General features: G+C 75.7%; 15 protein-coding genes. 8 read left to right on the forward strand and 7 right to left on the reverse strand.

What is annotated here, in order from left to right; translation table 11 throughout:
* Nucleotides 1-1,296: an MFS transporter gene (locus NUM_RS35620; RefSeq protein WP_207129349.1), complete on the forward strand. Its 1,296-nt coding sequence runs from the start codon at nucleotides 1-3 to the stop codon at nucleotides 1,294-1,296.
* Here the strand turns inward: NUM_RS35620 and NUM_RS35625 are convergent.
* Nucleotides 1,262-1,891 (reverse strand): maleylpyruvate isomerase N-terminal domain-containing protein, encoded by a 630-nt coding sequence (locus NUM_RS35625; protein ID WP_207129350.1) that lies wholly within the window; start codon nucleotides 1,889-1,891, stop codon nucleotides 1,262-1,264. The genes NUM_RS35620 and NUM_RS35625 overlap by 35 nt on opposite strands.
* 140 nt (nucleotides 1,892-2,031) lie before the next feature.
* Between NUM_RS35625 and NUM_RS35630 the strand changes: the two genes are divergently transcribed.
* Complete coding sequence (locus NUM_RS35630; RefSeq protein WP_207129351.1) at nucleotides 2,032-5,223, forward strand: AfsR/SARP family transcriptional regulator; 3,192 nt, start codon at nucleotides 2,032-2,034, stop codon at nucleotides 5,221-5,223.
* 88 nt (nucleotides 5,224-5,311) lie between these two features.
* On the opposite strand, the gene NUM_RS35635 is transcribed toward NUM_RS35630, so the two are convergent.
* Nucleotides 5,312-6,004 (reverse strand): alpha/beta fold hydrolase, encoded by a 693-nt coding sequence (locus tag NUM_RS35635; protein ID WP_207129352.1) that lies wholly within the window; start codon nucleotides 6,002-6,004, stop codon nucleotides 5,312-5,314.
* Between the two features lie 119 nt (nucleotides 6,005-6,123).
* Here NUM_RS35635 and NUM_RS35640 point away from each other — a divergent pair, with 119 nt between their 5' ends.
* Nucleotides 6,124-7,083, forward strand: coding sequence for a helix-turn-helix transcriptional regulator (locus tag NUM_RS35640; RefSeq protein ID WP_207129478.1), 960 nt, complete (start codon nucleotides 6,124-6,126; stop codon nucleotides 7,081-7,083).
* Nucleotides 7,084-7,087: 4 nt separating this feature from the next.
* Here the strand turns inward: NUM_RS35640 and NUM_RS35645 are convergent, their stop codons facing one another.
* Nucleotides 7,088-8,440, reverse strand: a complete 1,353-nt coding sequence (locus NUM_RS35645) for an FAD-binding oxidoreductase (protein ID WP_207129353.1) — start codon at nucleotides 8,438-8,440, stop codon at nucleotides 7,088-7,090.
* A gap of 63 nt (nucleotides 8,441-8,503) precedes the next feature.
* On the opposite strand from NUM_RS35645, the gene NUM_RS35650 reads away from it, so the two are divergent.
* Entirely contained in the window at nucleotides 8,504-9,508 is a 1,005-nt protein-coding gene (locus tag NUM_RS35650) for a helix-turn-helix transcriptional regulator (RefSeq protein WP_207129354.1), read from the forward strand.
* 126 nt (nucleotides 9,509-9,634) lie between these two features.
* On the opposite strand, the gene NUM_RS35655 is transcribed toward NUM_RS35650, so the two are convergent.
* Entirely contained in the window at nucleotides 9,635-10,225 is a 591-nt protein-coding gene (locus NUM_RS35655; protein ID WP_207129355.1) for a sugar O-acetyltransferase, read from the reverse strand.
* A gap of 119 nt (nucleotides 10,226-10,344) precedes the next feature.
* Here NUM_RS35655 and NUM_RS35660 point away from each other — a divergent pair, with 119 nt between their 5' ends.
* From NUM_RS35660 to NUM_RS35675, 4 genes are all read left to right on the forward strand, one after another.
* Nucleotides 10,345-11,100 carry an ABC transporter ATP-binding protein gene (locus tag NUM_RS35660; protein WP_207129356.1) on the forward strand — a complete coding sequence of 252 codons (756 nt, stop codon included), beginning with the start codon at nucleotides 10,345-10,347 and terminating at the stop codon, nucleotides 11,098-11,100.
* Complete coding sequence (locus tag NUM_RS35665; RefSeq protein ID WP_207129357.1) at nucleotides 11,097-13,598, forward strand: ABC transporter permease; 2,502 nt, start codon at nucleotides 11,097-11,099, stop codon at nucleotides 13,596-13,598. Before NUM_RS35660 ends, NUM_RS35665 begins: the two co-directional genes overlap by 4 nt.
* A 128-nt stretch (nucleotides 13,599-13,726) precedes the next feature.
* Nucleotides 13,727-14,959, forward strand: coding sequence for a sensor histidine kinase (locus tag NUM_RS35670; protein WP_207129358.1), 1,233 nt, complete (start codon nucleotides 13,727-13,729; stop codon nucleotides 14,957-14,959).
* Complete coding sequence (locus NUM_RS35675) at nucleotides 14,947-15,591, forward strand: response regulator transcription factor (protein WP_207129359.1); 645 nt, start codon at nucleotides 14,947-14,949, stop codon at nucleotides 15,589-15,591. Before NUM_RS35670 ends, NUM_RS35675 begins: the two co-directional genes overlap by 13 nt.
* A gap of 34 nt (nucleotides 15,592-15,625) precedes the next feature.
* Here NUM_RS35675 and NUM_RS35680 read toward each other — a convergent pair whose 3' ends face one another.
* The 3 genes from NUM_RS35680 to NUM_RS35690 form a co-directional block, all read right to left on the reverse strand.
* Nucleotides 15,626-16,342 (reverse strand): MBL fold metallo-hydrolase, encoded by a 717-nt coding sequence (locus NUM_RS35680; protein WP_207129360.1) that lies wholly within the window; start codon nucleotides 16,340-16,342, stop codon nucleotides 15,626-15,628.
* A gap of 157 nt (nucleotides 16,343-16,499) precedes the next feature.
* A complete protein-coding gene (locus NUM_RS35685; RefSeq protein ID WP_207129361.1) occupies nucleotides 16,500-17,708 on the reverse strand; it encodes an RNA polymerase sigma factor in 1,209 nt (402 codons plus the stop codon).
* Entirely contained in the window at nucleotides 17,705-18,076 is a 372-nt protein-coding gene (locus NUM_RS35690) for a YciI family protein (protein WP_207129362.1), read from the reverse strand. Before NUM_RS35690 ends, NUM_RS35685 begins: the two co-directional genes overlap by 4 nt.
* Nucleotides 18,077-18,207 lie beyond the last annotated feature (131 nt).

The raw sequence follows: 18,207 nt of genomic DNA on the forward strand, positions 1-18,207 counted from the left end.
ATGGGGCTCACCACCGGCCGCCGGCTGCTGTTCGCCACGACCTGCGCCGGCGCCGTCGCGACCGTGTACGCGGCCCAGCCGGTACTCGCCGAGATCGGTGCCGACCTGCGGGTGCCGGACGCCGAACTGGGCTGGATCGTCACCGCCGGCCAGCTCGGCTACCTGGCCGGGCTCGCCTTGCTGGTTCCGTTGGGCGACCTGGTCGACCGGCGCCGGCTGATCACGATCCACCTGGTACTGGCCGCCGCCGGCGTGGCGGTCGCGGCGGTCGCCACCCGTACCTGGCTGCTGCTGGCCGGGGTGGGCCTCGCCGGACTGTTCGCGGTCGTCGTCCAGACGACCGTCGCGTACGCCGCCGCGCTGGCCACCCCGGCCGACCGCGGCCGCACCCTCGGTACGGTGACCGCCGGCGTCGTCGTCGGCATCCTCGGCGCCCGGGTGGCCGCCGGCGCGCTCGCGGCGGTGGGCGGCTGGCGCAGCGTCTACCTCGCGCTCGCCGCGCTCCTGCTCGCCCTGGCGTACCTGGTCCGACGGCTGCTGCCGGCGGACCCGCGCACCGAACGCGCCTCGTACCGGGCGGTGCTCGCCTCGCTCGGCGGGCTGTTCCGGGAGCGGCTGTTCGTCACGCGCGGGCTGGTCGCGCTCTTCCTCTTCGCCTCGTTCGGCACGCTGTGGAGCGGCCTCGCGCTGCCGCTCGCCGCGGCCCCGTGGCGGCTGGGTACGGCACAGATCGGGCTGTTCGGCGTCGCCGGGCTGGCCGGCGCCCTCGGCGCCGCGCGGGCCGGGCGGTGGGCCGACCGCGGCCTCGCCGGCCCCGTCACCGGCGGCGCGCTCGTTCTGCTCGCCGTATCCTGGCTCGCCCTCGTCCAGGCGTCGTGGTCGCTCTGGCTGGTCGGCGCCGGCGTGCTGGCGCTCGACTTCGCCGTCCAGGTCGTCCACGTCGGCAACCAGCACACGCTGACCGCGGCCCACCCGGACCGCACCAGCACCGTCGTCGGCGGATACATGATCTTCTACTCGCTCGGCTCGGCGCTCGGCGCGGCGGCCACGACCACCGCGTACGCGAGCGCCGGCTGGCGCGGCTCCAGCTTCCTCGGCGCCGCCTTCGCCGGCTGCGCCTTCCTGGCCTGGTTGGCCGGCAGGGTCCGGTCGGCCGGCGGCCCGGCCGGCAGTGTCCGGTCGGCCGCCGGCCACAAGCCCGCCGGCCACAAGCCCGCCGGCCACAAGCCCGCCGGCTGCAAGTCCGCCGGCCCGGTCGCGGTCAGCTGCGCACCGAGGAGTCCCACCGCCAGCTGACACCGCGGGTTTCCGGGGTACGGCCGGTGGCGGCGAGCAGGTCGTGCCAGGCGTCGCCGGTACGGGCGGCGGCCGGGAAGATCCGGTCGAGCACCCGCCCGACGACCGCCTCGTCCGGCCGGTGGTCGATGCCGTGCGCCCGCAGGATGTCGTACGCGTGCAGGGTGGTCTCGGTGACCCCCATCGCGGCGAGCGCCGTCGCGTCGGGGTTGCCGTACGGGTGCCAGCCGATCCGGTCCGCCGGGGCGGTCGCGACGACCGCGACAAGCAGCCCGCCGACCGCGTCGAGGCACTGGCAAATCGCCTCGGTGCCGCCGTCCTCCTCCGGCCAGAACAGGAACGGCGGGCCGTCCGGGCGCGGCTGCATCGGCTCGACCAGCGGCGTGTACGAGTCGCCGTGGCCCCGCTCGCCGGACAGCTGCATGGCGTAGCTGCCAAGGTCGTCGAGGATGTGCGCGGCGGTCTCCCGACAGGACCAGTCCAGGTCCGCGGCCGGACGCTCCCAGCCGTCGTCCGGGATCAGGGCGAGACGGTCGATGACGGCCTGCACGGTGTCGCGGACATCGGCGGCGGGTTGCGGCAGTTCGCTCGGCATGGCGGGAGGGTAGCCAGTCCGACCCCGTGGCCACGATCGGATTTCCCCAGACAGTCCAGAGCCGCGACGAGACGGCTTGGTTGCGCGCAGTGGCGTCGCTACGATGAGCGATCCAGCATATTTGGGTCAGGTGGGTCGGAGTGGGGCGCGAGTCGCAAGACACCGGTGGCCGCACCCGGAGACTGCACGTCAGCGTGCTCGGGCCGGTACGGGCCTGGTGGGACGAGCAGGAGGTGGAGCTCGGGCCGGCCCGCCAGCGCGCCCTGCTCGCCGCACTGCTGTTGCGCCCCACCGTGACCGTCAGCGCGGAGGGCCTGCTCGACGCGGTCTGGGGCGAGCGCCCGCCGGCCAGCGGCACCCGCGTCGTCCCCGTCTACGTGTACCGGCTGCGCCGCTGCCTGGCGCGCACCGGCGTGCCGGCGCCGGCCACCGTGCTCCGCAGCCAGCGCGGTGGGTACCGGTTCGACGACGCCGACGCGAGCATCGACGCGGCGCGGCTGACCGCGCTGCTCGCCGCCGCCGACGCGGCCCGGGACGCCGGCGACGCGGCGACCGCGGTCGACCGGTACGGGACGGCGGTGCGGTTGTTCACCGGGGAACCGCTCGCCGGCGTGCCCGGCCCGTACGCGGCGGCGGAACGGCTGCGGCTGACCGAACGCCGCGCCGCGGCGCTGCGGTCCCGGTTGGACGCGCAGCTCACGCTCGGCGCCTACGCCGAGATGGTCGACGACCTCGCCACCCTGACCCCGGCGTACCCGCACGACGAGCAGCTGGCCGGGCTGCTGATGCGGGCGCTGCACGGCCTCGGCCGGCGGGCCGACGCGCTCGACGTGTTCACCGCGTTCCGGGCCCGGCTGGTCACCGAGCTCGGCGTCGAGCCGGGCGCCGAACTGCACCGGGTCCAGCGCGAGGTCCTCACCGGCGACGCCCCGGCAGCATGCGCACCGCTCCGGACCGCCCCCACGACAGCACCGACCGCCCACGCCGCAGCGACGACGGCGCACGCGCCGGGACCGGCGGCCCCGTTGCCGGAAACGGCCGAGCCGACCGCCCATGCCGCAACGCCGGCGGCGCACGCGCCGGGACCGGCGGCTCCGTCATGGGGAACGGCCGATGGGACGACAGCGCCCTCGGCGGGATGGACGGTCCAGTCGCCGGGAGCGGCCGCCGAGCCGGCAGCGACGGCCGGGGCGACGGCGATTGCCGGCGCGACCGCCACGGCCGGGACGACAGGGAAGGCCGGCGCGACAGAGGCGGCTGGGACGACAGGGGCGGCCGGGGCGAGGGGAGCGGCCGGGGCGGCGGGTCCACCCGGCAGCACGGAGCCGAGCGCGCCGGAGGCGACAGCGGTGCCGGACGAGTTGCCGGGCAACGCCGGGGAGCTCGTCGGGCGGGACCGGGAACTGTGCGCGCTGGTCGGCGGCGGTGACGCGGGGCTGGTGTCGGTCGTCGTGGTGACCGGTGTCGCCGGCGCCGGCAAGACGGCGCTCGCGACCCGCGCGGCGCACGCGCTGCGGCCCGGCTTCCCGGACGGCTGCCTGTTCGTCGACCTGCACGGGCACACCGCGATCCAGCGCGGCCTGCCGCCGGAACGGCTGCTGCGCCGGCTGCTCGCCGCGCTCGGCGTCGGGGCCGACGGGCTGCCGGACGAGCTGGACGAGCTCGTCGCCCGGTGGCGCTCGGCGACCGCGCACCGCCGGCTGCTCGTCGTCCTCGACGACGCGACGAGTACCGAGCAGGTCCGGCCGGCACTGCCGAGCGGCGCCGGCAGCCGGGTACTGGTGACCAGCCGCAACCGGCTCGCCGGCCTCGACGCCGCCCACCGGGTCACGGTGGAACCGTTGCCGGACGAGGAATCCGTTCGACTGCTCGGTCGGCTGGTCGGCGCCGAGCGGGCCGCTGGCGAACCCGCCGCGGTACGCGAGCTCGCGCGGCTGTGCGGCGGCCTGCCGCTCGCGCTGTGCATCGCCGGCACCCGGCTGCACAACCGTCCCATGTGGACTGTGGGGCACCTGGTCGGCCGGGTGGCGGACGAGCAGCGCCGGCTCGGCGAGCTGACCGCCGAGGACCGGGGCGTCGAGGCGGCGCTCGCCCCGTCGTACGACCACCTGCCGGCCGAGCAGCAGCGGGCGTTCCGGATGCTCGGGCTGTCGCCGACGGTCGAGGTGGACGGGCTGGTGCTGGCCGCGATGCTCGGCTGGTCGGTGGTCCGGGCCGAACGGGCACTGGAGGCGCTGGTCGACGCCAGCCTGGTGCAGCAGCCCTCCGCCGGGCGGTACCGGCTGCACGACCTCGTCGGCGTCTACGCCCGCCGGCTCGCCGACGACGACCCGGCCGAGTCGGTCGCCGCGGCCCGCACCGGGGTACTGCGGCTCTACCTCGCCGCGGCCCGGTGCGCCGCGGACCACGCCGCCGACCGGCCCGGCCCGGACGCCGCGCCGTTCCCGGACCGCGGTACCGCGACGGGCTGGCTGGACGCGACCGGCGGCGGCGTGGTGGACGTGGTGTCGCACGCCGTCGCGGTCGGCCGCCCGGGCCTCGCCGGCGAGATCGCCGAGGCGCTGGTCGACTACCTGACCCGGCAGGGCAGGTACCGGGAGTGCCAGGCGGTGTTGCGGATCGCGCTCGCCGCCGCGGACCGTACCGGCGACCGGCGGCTGGCGGCGTCGCTGCGGATCGGGCTCGGCAACGTGTTCGGCATGCAGGCCGACTACCCGGACGCGGAGCGGGAACTCGACGCCGCGCTGCGGATCGCCGTGGCCGCCGGCGATCGCCGGCAGCAGGCGCGCGCGCTCGGCGGCCTCGCCACCGCGGCCCGGTCGGTTGGCCGGGACCGGGACGCCGCCGACCGGCTGGCCGCGCTGATGGAACTGGCCCGCGATCTCTCCGACGACCGGCTCACCGGGATGGCGCTGTGCAACCTCGGCGTGGTCGAACACCAGCTGGGCAGCTCGGTGGCGGCGCTGGACCGGCTGGCCGACGCCACCCGGCTCGGCGAGGACACCGACGACCCGCGGCTCGCCGGCAACGCGCTGTGTCACGCCGGCGGCGTGCTGCTCGACCTCGACCGGTACGCGGAGGCGGCGGTGCGGCTGCGCCGGGCCATCGGGTACGCGGAACGGGCCGGCGACCGGCCGCTGCGGGCGTTCGCGCAGACCCGGCTGGCCACCGCGGAGCAGCGGCTCGGCCACCACGCCACCGCACTCGCGCTGCACCACACGGCGGCCGCGGCGACCACCGACCAGCCCGACACCGAACTGGGCCGCGAGGTCGCCGACCGGCTCGCCGCGCACCGGCGCCGCGCCGGCGACCCCGCCGCCCCACCGGGTTGATCATGGGTCGGTGCCAGCGTCGAGCGCGGGCCGAGGTCGATAGGTAAGCGCTTTCCGAGCGCGGCGCCCCGTGGTCGACGGACCTGGGTCAGCCCGACAGCTGGGTCGCGATCTCGGCGAGCAGCCGGGCGAACTCGGCGGGCTTGCTGAACATCGGCCAGTGGCCGGAGTCGAGATCGACCAGCTCCAGCCGCTTCACCCTGGCCAGCTCCGGCGCCTCGCCCCCGTCGATCCACTCGCGCGCCTGGGCCGGGCTGAACTCGGGGCACACCAGCACCGTCGGCACGTCGTACCGCCGGTCGTCGGTCAGCCGGACCACACCGCGCGCGACCCGCTCGGGCACCGGCACCGCGGTGGCCTCGAACCGCCGGCGGGCCGGCTCGTCCAGGTCGGCCGAGTCCGGGCCCTCGAACGGCCCCCAGCCGGGGAACCGCATCCCGCCGTCCTGCATCTCGAAGAAGTCGGCGTACTTCTCGCCGTCCGGGTTCGGGAAGCCACCGACCAGCGCCGCCCCGGCGAGCCGCTCCGGCCGGGCGTCGGCGGCCAGCCAGGCCAGCGAGGTGGCCGCGGAGTGGCCCACCACCAGCGGGGCCCCGTCGGCCGCGTCCACCGCAGCGAGGACCGCGGCGACCTGGTCGTCGAGCGTGGCGTCCGCGCGGCCGTCACCCTGGCCCGGCAGCATCACCGGCATCGCGTGGTGGCCGTGCGCTTCGATCGCCGGTACCACCTCGTCCCAGGCGGAGCCGTCCAGCCAGAGACCGGCCACGAGCACGATGTCCATGATCGAATTCCTCCCGAAATGTCGCTGGCCCGGCGCGTGCGGACCCCGTTCGTCGTCACGGTAGGTCAGGTTCCGGACGAAGAGCTGCCGGTTCTCGCTAGTCTGCTCGGGTGGCCGAGCTGAGTCCCACCGCGCGCGCCCTGCTCGCGCTGGAGATCCTGCACCAACGTCCCGGGGTGACCGCCGAGGAGCTGGCGTCCCGGCTCGGCGTCACCGAACGCGCCGCCCGCCGCTACGTCGGGATCCTGCGCGAGGCCGGCGTCCCGGTCGAGTCCACCCGCGGCCCGTACGGCGGGTACCGGCTCGGCCGCGGCGCCCGGCTGCCCCCGGTCGTGTTCACCGAGGAGGAGGCGCTCGGCCTGGTCATGGCGGTACTGGACGGGCACCCCGCGGCCGCCGCCGGCGAGGACGGGATCGGCGCGGCGCTCAGCAAGGTCATCCGGGTGCTGCCGGACCGGGTCGGCCGGCAGGCGGCCGCGCTGCGCGCGCACGCCTCGGCCACACCCGACCGGCACGCCGCCCGGCCCGACCCGGTCACCACCAGCGCGCTCGTCGCCGCCTCGGCCGGCCAGCAGCGCGTCCGGCTGCGGTACCGGAGCGAGTCGGGCAACGAGTGGGAGACCGACGTGGACCCGTGGGCGGTCGTCGTCCGGTACGGGAAGTGGTACCTGCTGTGCCACTCGCACCGGGCCGACGCCGTGCGCACCTACCGGGTCGACCGGATCCGCGCGGTCGAGCAGACCCGGTACCGGTTCGAGCCGCCCGCCGACCTCGACCCGGTCGCCGCGCTGGAGGAGAACCTCGGCGTCGGCTGGGAGTACGAGACCCGGGTCGCGTTCGACGCGCCACTGGCGAAGGTGGCGTCCTGGGTACGGCCGCCGATGGGGCGGCTGGAGCCGGCCGGCGACGGCTGCCTGCTCGTCGGCAGCACCAGCAACCCGCACATGTACGTCCGGGAGTGGCTGGCGACCTCGCCCTTCCCGTTCCGGATCGTCGGTGGCCCGGAACTGCGCGAGGTCGCCGCCACGGTCGCCGCCCAGTTCACCGCCGCCGTCGCCGACGAACGACCGGGGCGGTAGCGGGTCAGGCGGTCGGGACCGGGTGGTGGGGGCGCAGTACCTGCCGCGGATCGAACCGGGCCCGCAGCTCGGCCAGCCGCCGCCCGTCGCCGTCCTCGAAACCGGCCCGGAGCTGGTCCGGTGCCAACGGCCCGAAGCTGAAGTTCAGCGGGCGGCCGACCGCGCCCGGCTGCCACGGCGCCATCAGCCGGCGGTGCACCGCCGTCACCGCCTCGGGATCCGAGTCGACCGGCGACAGCACCGTCACCAGGTACTCCGCGTCCCGGTGACCGACCGCGTTCGGCACCTGCGGTGGGCGGGCCATCGCCCCGCCCAGGTGCCGGATGCCGACCACGCACAGCACCGAGGCCGTGGTGGCGTCCCGGCGCAGCGCGTCGAGCCGGTCCGCGTCGAGGTCGGACACCAGGACCGGGCTGGACCGGTACGGGTGCGCGCGTTCCGGCTCGGCGAAGATCGACCCGGACTCGGTGTACGGCAGTTCGCCGACGGTGTCCTGCACGCACTCGCCGAGCTCGCGCAGCGGCGCGATCAGCCGCTCCCCCGCCTCCGCCGGCCCGCACCAGCACAGCTGCAGCTTGGCGATGTTCCGGCCGCGCAGCCCGGCCGGGAACATCGGCAGGTCGGGGTAGCCGAGCATGCCGACCGCCGAGGTCATCTCGTCCGGCAGCGTGCGGGTCCACCGCCACCAGCCGGCCAGCACGTCCGGGTTCTTGTCGACGTCGAAGGCGAGCGAGCCGCCGTGGACGCGGTCCACCGGCAGCAGCCCGATCCGCATCCCGGTCACCACGCCGAGGTTGCCGCCCCCGCCCCGCAGCCCCCAGTACAGGTCGGGCTCGGTGTCGGCGGTCGCGTGCCGGAGCCGCCCGTCCGGGGTGACCACGTCGAGTTGCCGCACGTGGTCGGCGGCGAACCCGTACCGGCGGGACAGCAGGCCGATGCCGCCGCCGAGGGTGTACGACACGGCGCCCAGCGCGGGGAAGCTGCCGGACAGCGGCGCCAGCCCGTACGGTGCGGTCGCGTCGATGACCTGCCGCCAGGTGGCGCCGGCCGACACCCACGCGGTCCGGGCGGCCGGGTCGACCCGTACCTCGGTCAGCGCACCGGTGGACAGCAGCAGGCCGCCGTCCAGCCCGACGTTGCGGCCGTGCCCGGTGGCCTGCACCGCGAGCGGCACGCCCCGGTCGGCGGCGAACGTGACCGCCACCCGGACGTCGTGCTCGTCGGCCGCGGCCAGTACCGCGTCGGGCCGGTGCGGGTCGAGCAGTTGGAAACCGCCACAGGCGGCGTCGAAACCGGCGTCGCCGGGCAGCAGGACCTGCCCGTGCACCTCGTCACGCAGTGTCGTCACATCGATCATGCCGGCCACGCTAGGTCCCCTTCCGGTCTTAACGTGTCCGGAACGCGTGGCAACCTGGAACCCATGACGAACCCCGACGAGCGCGACCCGCGCGGCGCCGCCGGGCGAGTGCCGCGGCGGGAGCTGCCGGGGCGGATGCTGCGGCTGCTGTCGCTGTTGCAGGGGCGGCGGGAGTGGTCCGGCCGGGAGCTGGCCGACCGGCTCGGCGTCACCGAACGCACCCTGCGCCGCGACATCCGCCGGCTGCGCGAGCTCGACTACCCGGTCGTCGGCAGCACCGGCACCGCCGGCGGGTACCGGCTGGCGTCCGGCCAGGCGCTGCCGCCGCTGCTGCTCGACGACGACGAGGCGGTGGCGATCGCGCTCGCCCTGTCCACCGCGGCGCCGGGCATCGCCGAGGTGGGCGCGCGGGCGCTGGCGAAGCTGACCCAGGTGTTGCCGGCGCGGCTGCGCCCGCAGCTGACCCGGCTCGCCGACACGGTCGCGGCGGTACCGCACCGGCGGGCCACCGGTACCGACCCGGAGGTGCTCGCCACGCTCGCCGCGGCGTGCCGGGACACCGAGATCGTCACGTTCGACTACCGGGGCCGGTCCGGCCCGCCCGGCCGGCGCCGGGTCGAGCCGCACCACCTGGTCACCCTCGGCGGCAACTGGTACCTGGTCGCGTACGACCCGGAGCGGGCCGACTGGCGCACGTTCCGGTTGGACCGGGTGGAGTCACCGGCCGGCACCCGGCACCGGTTCACCCCGCGCGCGCTGCCGGCGCCGGACGCCGCCACCTACCTGGCCCGGTCGTTCGCCGGTGCCCGCTACCGCTACTCGGCCCGGGTCGACGTGGCGCTGCCGGCGGACTCCGTGCGCTCCCGGGTGTACCTGTCGATCCCGGGCCAGGTCAGCGAGCTCGGCCCGGACCGGTGCGGGGTGTCGATGAGCGCCGACTCGCTCGACCTGGTCGTGCAGTACGTCGCGACGGTCGTCTCGCTGGGCGCCACGACGCGGCTGGACGCCGACCCGGAGGTCGCCGACCGGCTGCGTGCCCTGGCCACCGACCTCACCGCCCACACCTGACCGTCCATCATGGACGCCCGAGCGGAGCCGGGCCAGCCAGCACGGTGCGGGCCACCGACCTCACCGAACCGTCCATCATGGACATTCAAGCGGAACCGCGCCCGCCGGTGCGGCGCAGGTCTACCGTCACCGTCCATCGTGAACCTTGCGCTGGTCCAGGTCGGCGTCGGTGATGTCGCGTACCGGGCGGCACGGCACCCCGAGAGCGACCACCATCGGCGGTACGTCCCTCGACACCACGCTGCCCGCACCGATCACCGACCCGTACCCGATGGTCACGCCGGGCAGCACCACCACGTTGCTGCCCAGCCACACCTTGTCCGCCAGCACGATCGGCTCGGAGAACCGGTTGTAGTCGTGCCGCAGCGCGGGATGCACCGGATGCCCGGTCGTGGTCAGCGTGCAGCTCGGCGCGATCATCACCCCGTCGCCGATCCGGATCTCCACGTCGTCCACGAGCGTCAGGTTCACGTTGCCGTAGAAGTCGTCCCCGACGTGCACGTTGCTGCCGTACGCGGCGTGCAGCGGCGACGCGATCACCGGGTTGCGGCCGACCGAGCCGAGGATCCGGCCGAGCAGCCGGGTGCGCTCCTCGACCGCGCCCGGCGGCGTCCGGTTGTACTCGAACAGCAGGTCGGCGCGCCGCCGACCGCTCAGGAACGCCGCGTCGCCCTCGGTGTAGAGCAACCCGCGCGCGATCCGTTCCTCGGCATCCATCGCCGCTCCCCTCGCCGTACCGTCCGTTGGCATCTCCCGGTCACGGTAGGGGTGGCCCTACCGGCAAGTTCCACGGCCGCCATGTGTTGCCGGCGCCGCCGTCCGGCGAGGCTTGGTGCATGGTCAAGGAAACGACACGAAGCACCGACGTGGTGGAACTGGACGGGGTGTCCCGCACCTACCCCGGCGGTACGGCGGTGCGGGCGCTGCGGGACGTGACCGTCTCGTTCGGCGCCGGTACGTTCACCGCGGTGATGGGGCCGTCCGGGTCCGGGAAGTCGACGCTGCTGCACTGCGCCGCCGGCCTGGACCGGCCCACGACCGGCCGGGTGCGGCTCGCCGGTACCGACATCGCCTCGGTGCGGGAGCCGAAGCTGACGAGGATCCGCCGGGCGCACGTCGGCTTCGTCTTCCAGTCGTTCAACCTGATCGACTCGCTCACCGTCTGGCAGAACGTGCTGCTGCCGCGGCGGCTCGCCGGGAAGCGACCGGACCGCCGCTGGGCCCGGGAGGTGGTGCACCGGGTCGGGTTGACCGGCCGCGAGCACCACCGGCCGGTCCAGCTGTCCGGCGGCCAGCAGCAGCGGGTCGCGCTGGCTCGCGCGCTCGCCGCCCGGCCCGACGTCATCTTCGGCGACGAACCGACCGGCGCCCTCGACCTCGGTACCGGTCGGGAGGTGCTGGCGCTGCTGCGCCAGTCGGTCGACGAGTTCGGTGCCGCGGTCGTGATGGTCACGCACGACCCGGCCGCCGCGGCCTGGGCGGACCGGGTGGTGTTCCTCGCCGACGGCCGGCTCGCCGGCGAGCTCGCCGCCCCGGACGTCGACCAGGTCACCGCCCGGATGACGGCGCTGACCGCGGCGGGTGTCCGATGAGGACACTCGCGTTCGCCTCGGTACGCCACCGGCTCGGCGGGTTCGTCGGTTCGCTGCTCGCGGTGTTGCTCACCGTCGGACTGCTGACCGTCAGCGGGCTGCTGATGTTCTCGGCGCTGACCGCCGGTCCGGGCCCGGACCGGTTCGCCGCCGCCACCGCCGTGGTGGCGAAGCAGCGGTCGGTGACGCTGCGCACGGTGACGCACAAGAAGGACAAGACGAAGGTCAAGTCGAAGACCAAGCCGCTGACCGGCGCCGCGGTGCTGCCGGCCGGCCTGGCCCGGCGGCTGGCCGGTACCGAGGGGGTCGCCGGTACGGTCGCCGACACGGCGTTCCCGGTCGACCTGGCCGTCGCCGGCCGGCCGGTACGCGGGCCGCACGGTTCGGCGGTCGTCGCGCACGGGTGGTCGTCGGCGGCACTCACCCCGTACCGGCTGCGGGCCGGGACCGCGCCGGCGCGCGGCGGCGTGGTACTGGACGCGTCGTTCGGGGCGCGGCCGGGCGAGCGGGTCACGGTGGCGACGAAGACCGGTACGCACCGGCTGCGGGTCACCGGGATCGCCGCACCGCGCGGCGCCGACGCGCTGGCCAACCAGGGCGCGGTGTTCGTCGCCGACGACGCGGTGGCCGCGCTGTCCGGGCTCGCCGGGCCGACCGCGGTCGCCGTCCGTGCCGCGCCGGGCGTCTCCGCCGACACGCTCGCGCGCCGGCTGGGCCACCGGGTACCCCACGGGCTGTCGGTGTTCACCGGGGACGAGCGGATCGCGGCCGACCTGCCCGGCGCCACCATCAGCTACGTCGGCGCCGTCTCGGTGTTCGGCATCATGCTCGGCGTCACCGGCTTCACCGCGGTGTTCGTCCTGGTCGGCGCGATCTCGCTGGTTGCCCGGCGGCGGCTGCGGGAACTCGCGTTGCTGCGCACCGTCGGCGCCACCCCGGCCCAGCTGCGCCGGCTGCTCGGCGCCGAGACGGCGCTGGTCGCCCTGCTCGCCGGGGTGCCGGGCGCGGTCTGCGGTGCGCTCGCCGCCGACGCCGTCGCCCAGCGGTTCCGGGACGCCGGCGTGGTACCGGCCCAGTTCCCGGTACGGATCAACGTCGGCGTGCTGCTCGCCGCGGTCGCCGCCGGCATCGCGATCAGCGTGCTGTCCGGTGCCCTCGCGGCGCGCCGGGCCACCACGATCGCGCCGACCGAGGCGCTGCGCGAGACGGTCACCGCACCGGCCGGCGGCATCGCCGTACGCATCGTCGCCGCGGTGGTGACCGCCGCCGGCGCCGCCGGGGTACTGGTGTTCGTGCCGCTGCGGTCGAACCTGGGCATCGGGATGAGCTTCGTCGCCGCGGCGCTGCTGATGTGTGCGGTGGCGGCCGCCGGGCCGCTGCTGGCCCGGCTGCTCGGCGCCGCGCTCGGCGCGGTGTTCGGCCGCGGCGGCGCCACCGGGCGGCTCGCCGCCGCCACCACCCGTACCCAGGCGCGCCGGGTCGCCGCGGTCGCGCTGCCGCTCGCGTTGATGGTGGCGATCACCGTGACCCTGCTCGGTACCAGCACGCTGACCGGCCAGGTGGCGCAGCACCAGCAGGCGCAGCGGTCCGCGGGCGCCGACTGGCAGCTCGCGCAGCGCACCGGCAGCGGCGTACCGCTGGGGGTCGCGGAACGGTTGGCCGGGCTGCCCGGCGCCACCGGCGTCGCGGCCACGCTGCCGAGCACGATCATGATCGACGACCACGGCAAGCCGGAACACCACTCCGCGCAGGGCCTCTACTCGGCCGGTACGCCGGCGTTGCGGCTCGGCGTCACCGCCGGCCGGCTGGGTACCGGCATGGCGGTCGGCGCCGACCTCGCCGCCGGGCAGGGCTGGCACGTCGGCGACCGGGTCAGGATCTGGCTGGCGGACGCGAGCACCGCCTCGCTGCGCATCGACGCCGTGTACCAGCGGGTCGCCGGGTTCGGCGAGGTCGTGCTGCCGGCGAAGCTGGTGGCCGCGCACGACCCGCGGGGTCTGGTCGGCGCGATGTACCTGCGCGGCGACGCCGGGCTCGCGGCGACCGTGACCCACCGGTACCCGCAGCTGACGGTCATCGCCGCGCAGCGCACCGTCGCGGTACCGGGCATCGAGACGCAGCAGGCCGCGTTCGACGCGCTGACCGTGATCCTGCTCGGGTTCATCGCCATCTCGGTGGCGAACACGTTCGCGATGGCCGCACTCGGCCGCCGCCGCGAGTTCGCCGACCTGCGGCTGGCCGGCGCGACCGCCCGCCAGGTACACACCCTGGCGGTACGCGAGACGCTGATCGCGGTGTGCCTCGGGTTGCTGCTGGGCTGCGCGGTGACCGCGGCGGTCGTCGGCGCGTACGGGCTGGCCCAGGACGCGCGGTGGCACCTGGTCGTCGACCCGGCCGGGTACGCCGCGGTGATCGGCGGCACCGGCCTGCTCGGCCTGGTCGCCGGCATCGTCCCCACCCGGCTGCTGGTCCGCCGCCGCGCCCTCCCGGCGGCGTGAGCCGGTGGGCCTCCGCCGACGTGAGCCCGCGAGCTGCCGGTACGCGGAGTCCGCGAGCCGGCGGCGGCTCGCGGGCCGCCGGGTGGGCGAGTCGCGCGGTGGCGCGGGGCGTTCGTAGGCTGTGCGGCGTGATCGGTCGGGCCGGACGGGCATTGGGCTACCTGGCGCTCGGCGCGCCGGCGGCGATCGTCGCGCTCGCCTGGACGCTCGTCTCGTCGATCCTGCTGCTGCTCCTGGCGCCCACCCAGCTGGCGCCGCGGGCGCTGCTCGGTGCCACCGCCGTCAGCCGGGCGCTGGCCCGGTTCGAGCGGTGGCGGCTCGGCTGGTACTCGCGGCGCCCCGTCCCGGTGCCCTACCAGCCCACCGCGGCCGGGCCGGTCCGGGTACGAGCCGCCGCCGTGTTCCGGGATCCGGCGACCCGGCGCGACGCCGGCTGGCTCGCGGCGCTGTTCCCGCTGGCGCTGCCGAGCATGCTGCTCGCGGTCGTACCGACCGCGCTGGCGGCCGGTCTGACGACCGCGCCGGCCTGGCTGTGGGCGGTACCCAACCCGAACGCGCCGGAGCTGGTCGCGCCGATCGTCGGCACCTGGCCGGGCCGAGCGGCGGCGGCGGTGCTCGGCCTCGCCCTCGCGCCGCTCGCCGCCCGCTGGGTCCTCACCCTGGCCCGCGGTCAGGCCGGCCTGGCCCGGCTGCTGCTGCGGCCCGACGACCGGCAGCAGCTGACCGCGCTGGCCGAACGGCTCGCGACCACCCGGGCCCGGGTGGTGGACGCGCAGGCCGCCGAGCTGCGCCGGATCGAGCGCGACCTGCACGACGGCGCCCAGGCCCGGATCGTGGCCGCCGGCATGACACTGGCACTCGCCGACCGCAAGCTGCGCGGCCGGCCCGACGACCCGGTCCGGGCCGACGTCGAGCTCGCCCGCCGGCAGCTGGACGGCGCCCTCGCCGAGCTGCGCCATCTGGTCCGCGGCGTCCACCCGCCGATCCTCACCGACCGCGGCCTGGCCGCGGCGCTCGGCGCGCTCATCGCCGACAGCCCGCTGCCGGTCGACCTCCGGGTACCCGACGACACGTCGGTGCCGCCGGCGGTGGAGGCGGCCGCGTACTTCGTGGTGTCCGAGGCGCTGACGAACGCGGCCAAGCACGCCGGTGCGCAGCGGTGCGAGGTGACGCTCGCCGGTACCGCGGACGGCGGGCTCACCGTGCGGGTACGCGACGACGGGCAGGGCGGCGCCGACCCGGACGGCGCCGGTCTGGACGGGCTGCGCCGCCGAGTGGAGGCGCTGGACGGCATACTCTCGGTGCAGAGTCCGGCCGGGGGGCCGACTGTCCTGTCCGCGGAGTTCCCATGCGCATCGTGATCGCCGAAGACCTGCTGCTGTTGCGGGACGGGCTGATCCGGATCCTCACCGACACCGGGCACGAGGTGCTCGCCGCCGTCGACAACGGGCCCGACCTGGAGCGCGCGGTGGCCGAGCACCGGCCCGACCTGTCCATCGTCGACGTCCGGCTGCCGCCCGGGTTCCGGGACGAGGGGCTGCGGGCGGCGCTGGCGATCCGGGCCGAGCACCCGGGCGCCGCGGTGCTGATCCTGTCCCAGTACGTGGAGCGCAGCTACGCCGTCGACCTGCTCGCCGACGGCGACGGCGCGGTCGGCTACCTGCTGAAGGACCGGGTCACCTCACTGGACGACTTCCTGGACGCGATCGACCGGGTCGCCGCCGGCGGTACCGCGATGGACCCGGAAGTGGTGCGGCAGCTGTTCGCGCGCAACACCCGGGACCGCGGCGTGGCGGCCCTGACCGTACGGGAGCGGGAGGTGCTGGCGCTGGTCGCGGAGGGGCTGTCGAACTCGGCGATCTCCGCCGCGCTGTCGCTCGCCGCGGTCTCGGTGGAGAAGCACATCACGAACATCCTGGCCAAGCTCGACCTGCCGCCGGACGCGGACAGCCACCGCCGGGTCCGCGCCGTCCTCGCCTACCTGAACCGCTAGTACGTCGCTGCCGGCGTTCCGGCCACGCCCGCGGTCAGCCGGTCGACGCGGACCGCACCGCGGCGGCGACCTCGGCCGGTGAGGTGCGCCAGGGGGTGCCGTGGCCGGGGAGCACCCAGGATGCGGGCAGTTCGGCGATCCGGTCGAGCGAGGCGAGCGCCTCGGCCGGGTCGTCGGTGAACGGTGCCGGCTGCGGGCCGCGCCGCCCGGTGAGTACGTGCCGGGTGGTCAGCGCGTCGCCGACGAAGACCGCGTCGGCGACCGGGACGTGTACCGCCACGCTGCCGGGCGAGTGTCCCGGCATGCCCACGATCACCGGGCTGCCGGGCAGGTCCAGCACGTCGCCGTCGGCGATCTCGGTGACCTCGCCGACGTGGCGGGTGCGCAGGCCGTTCTTGCGCAGCGAGTAGGCGAAGAAGCCGACCGTGGGGCCGAGCCGCATCGGACCGGTCGAGACCTTGGGCTTCTCCCCGGTACGGGCCCGGGCGGCGTCGGCGGCGTGCACGAACACCGGGACGCCGTGGGCGCTGCGCAGCCGCTCGGCGAAGCCGAGGTGGTCGGAGTCGCCGTGGGTGAGGACGAGGCCGCGGATGTCGTCGACCGACCGGCCCAGCGCTTGCAGTTCGCGCTGCAGGTCGTGCCAGTGACCGGGCAGTCCCGCGTCGACGAGCGTGATGCCCTCGTCGGTGTCGACGAGGTAGCAGGCCACGAGGTCGTTGCCGAGCCGGTGCAGGTGGGGTCCGAGCTTCATCGTTCTCATCTCGAATCGTTCAAGCTATGAATGATTTCAGGAAGATAGCACGCGCGGCCGCCGCCACCAAGCGACCATCGCCGCCGGACGGCTCCCCGCGACCACCGCCGCCGAACGGCTCCCCGCGACCACCGCCATCGGACGGCTCCGGGCGCAGCTACCGCCGCAGCCGGCTCGCGCGGGACTCCAGGTAGCGCTGCTCGGCCAGGCTCGCGGTGGCCCGCGCCGCCCGCCGGTAGTGGTCGTACGCCCCGGCCAGGTCACCGTTGCGCTCCAGCAGGTGCGCCCGCACCGACAGCAACCGGTGATGCCCGGCCATCCGGTCATCACCCTCCAATGTGGACAGTATGGCCAGCCCGGCGGCCGGGCCGTCCACCTCGGCGACCGCGACCGCCCGGTTCAGCGTGACCATCGGGTTCGGCGCGATCCGGCTCAGGATCAGGTAGAGCGCGGCCACCTGCCGCCAGTCGGTCTGCGCGGCGGTGGGCGCGTCGGCGTGTGTCGCCGCGATCGCCGCCTGCACCTGGTACGGGCCGAGCGCCGGCCCGGCGAGCGCCGCCTTGACCAGCTCCGTACCCTCCTCGATCAGGTCCCGGTCCCACCGGCTCCGGTCCTGCTCGGCGAGCGGCACCAGGTCGCCGGCTTCGGTGGTCCGCGCCGCGCGCCGGGCGTGGGTGAGCAGCATCAGCGCCAGCAGCCCGGTCACCTCGTCGTCGTCCGGCAGCTGCGCGTGCACCAGCCGCGCCAGCCGGATCGCCTCGTACGCCAGGTCGGCCCGGTCCAGGTCGCGCCCGGACGAGGCGGTGTACCCCTCGTTGAAGATCAGGTAGAGCACGTGCAGCACCACCCGCAGCCGGTCGGCCAGCTCGGCGCCCGCGGGCAGCGCGAACGAGCTGCCCGCGGCCCGGATCCGCTGCTTGGCCCGGCTGATCCGGGCCGCCATCGTCGCCTCCGGCACCAGGAACGCGCGGGCGATCTCCGCCGTGGTCAGGCCGCCCACCGCGCGCAGCGTCAGCGCGGTCTGCGAGGCCGGCGTCAGCGTCGGATGGCAGCACAGGAACAGCAGCACCAGCGTGTCGTCGGTGTCCGGCACCTCCTCGGCCGGCGGCTGCACCGCGATCGCCGCCTCGCGTTCCCGGCGCGCGTGGTCGCTGCGTACCTGGTCGATCAGCCGGCGCGACGCCACCGTCACCAACCAGCCGCGCGGGTTGTCCGGCACCCCTTCGGTCGGCCACTTCGCCGCCGCCGCCAGCACCGCCTCCTGCACCGCGTCCTCGCAGCCGTCGAACCGCCCGTACCGGCGCAGCAGCGCGCCGAGGACCTGCGGCGTCAGCGTCCGCAGCAGGTCCCCGACCGGCGTCGTCACGCTTCCAGCAGCCCGTCGGCGAACATCACCTGGCGCACCTCGACCCCGAGCCCCTCGATCGCGGCGTCCGGCACCATCGCCGCCAGCTCGATCGCCCGTTCCTTGTTCTCGCAGTCGATCAGGTAGAAACCGCCCAGGAACTCCTTCGCCTCCAGGAAGGGGCCGTCGGTCACCACCGGCTGCCCGTTGCGGACCTTGACCACCGCCGCCTGCGACGGATCGACCAGCGCCTGCGTGGTGATCAGCTCGCCGGACTCCTTCACCGCGGCCAGCAGCGCCGCGTGCCCGGTGCCGATCGCCTCCTTCTCCTCGTCGGTCAGCGCGTCCAGTACGGCCGGGTTGATGTGCATCGAGATCAGGAACTGCATGTCGCACTCCTCGGTCGGCGCCCCTTCGCCGGGGCGTTCGACGGTAGGTCGGAGCCGCCGCCCCCGTCTTGACGTCCCCGCCGAACCTTGCCACGAATTTCTCGCCGGTACCCGTGTCAAGAACCGCGCCG

Source organism: Actinocatenispora comari, assembly GCF_017312725.1.
Classification (GTDB): Bacteria; Actinomycetota; Actinomycetes; order Mycobacteriales; family Micromonosporaceae; genus Actinocatenispora; species Actinocatenispora comari.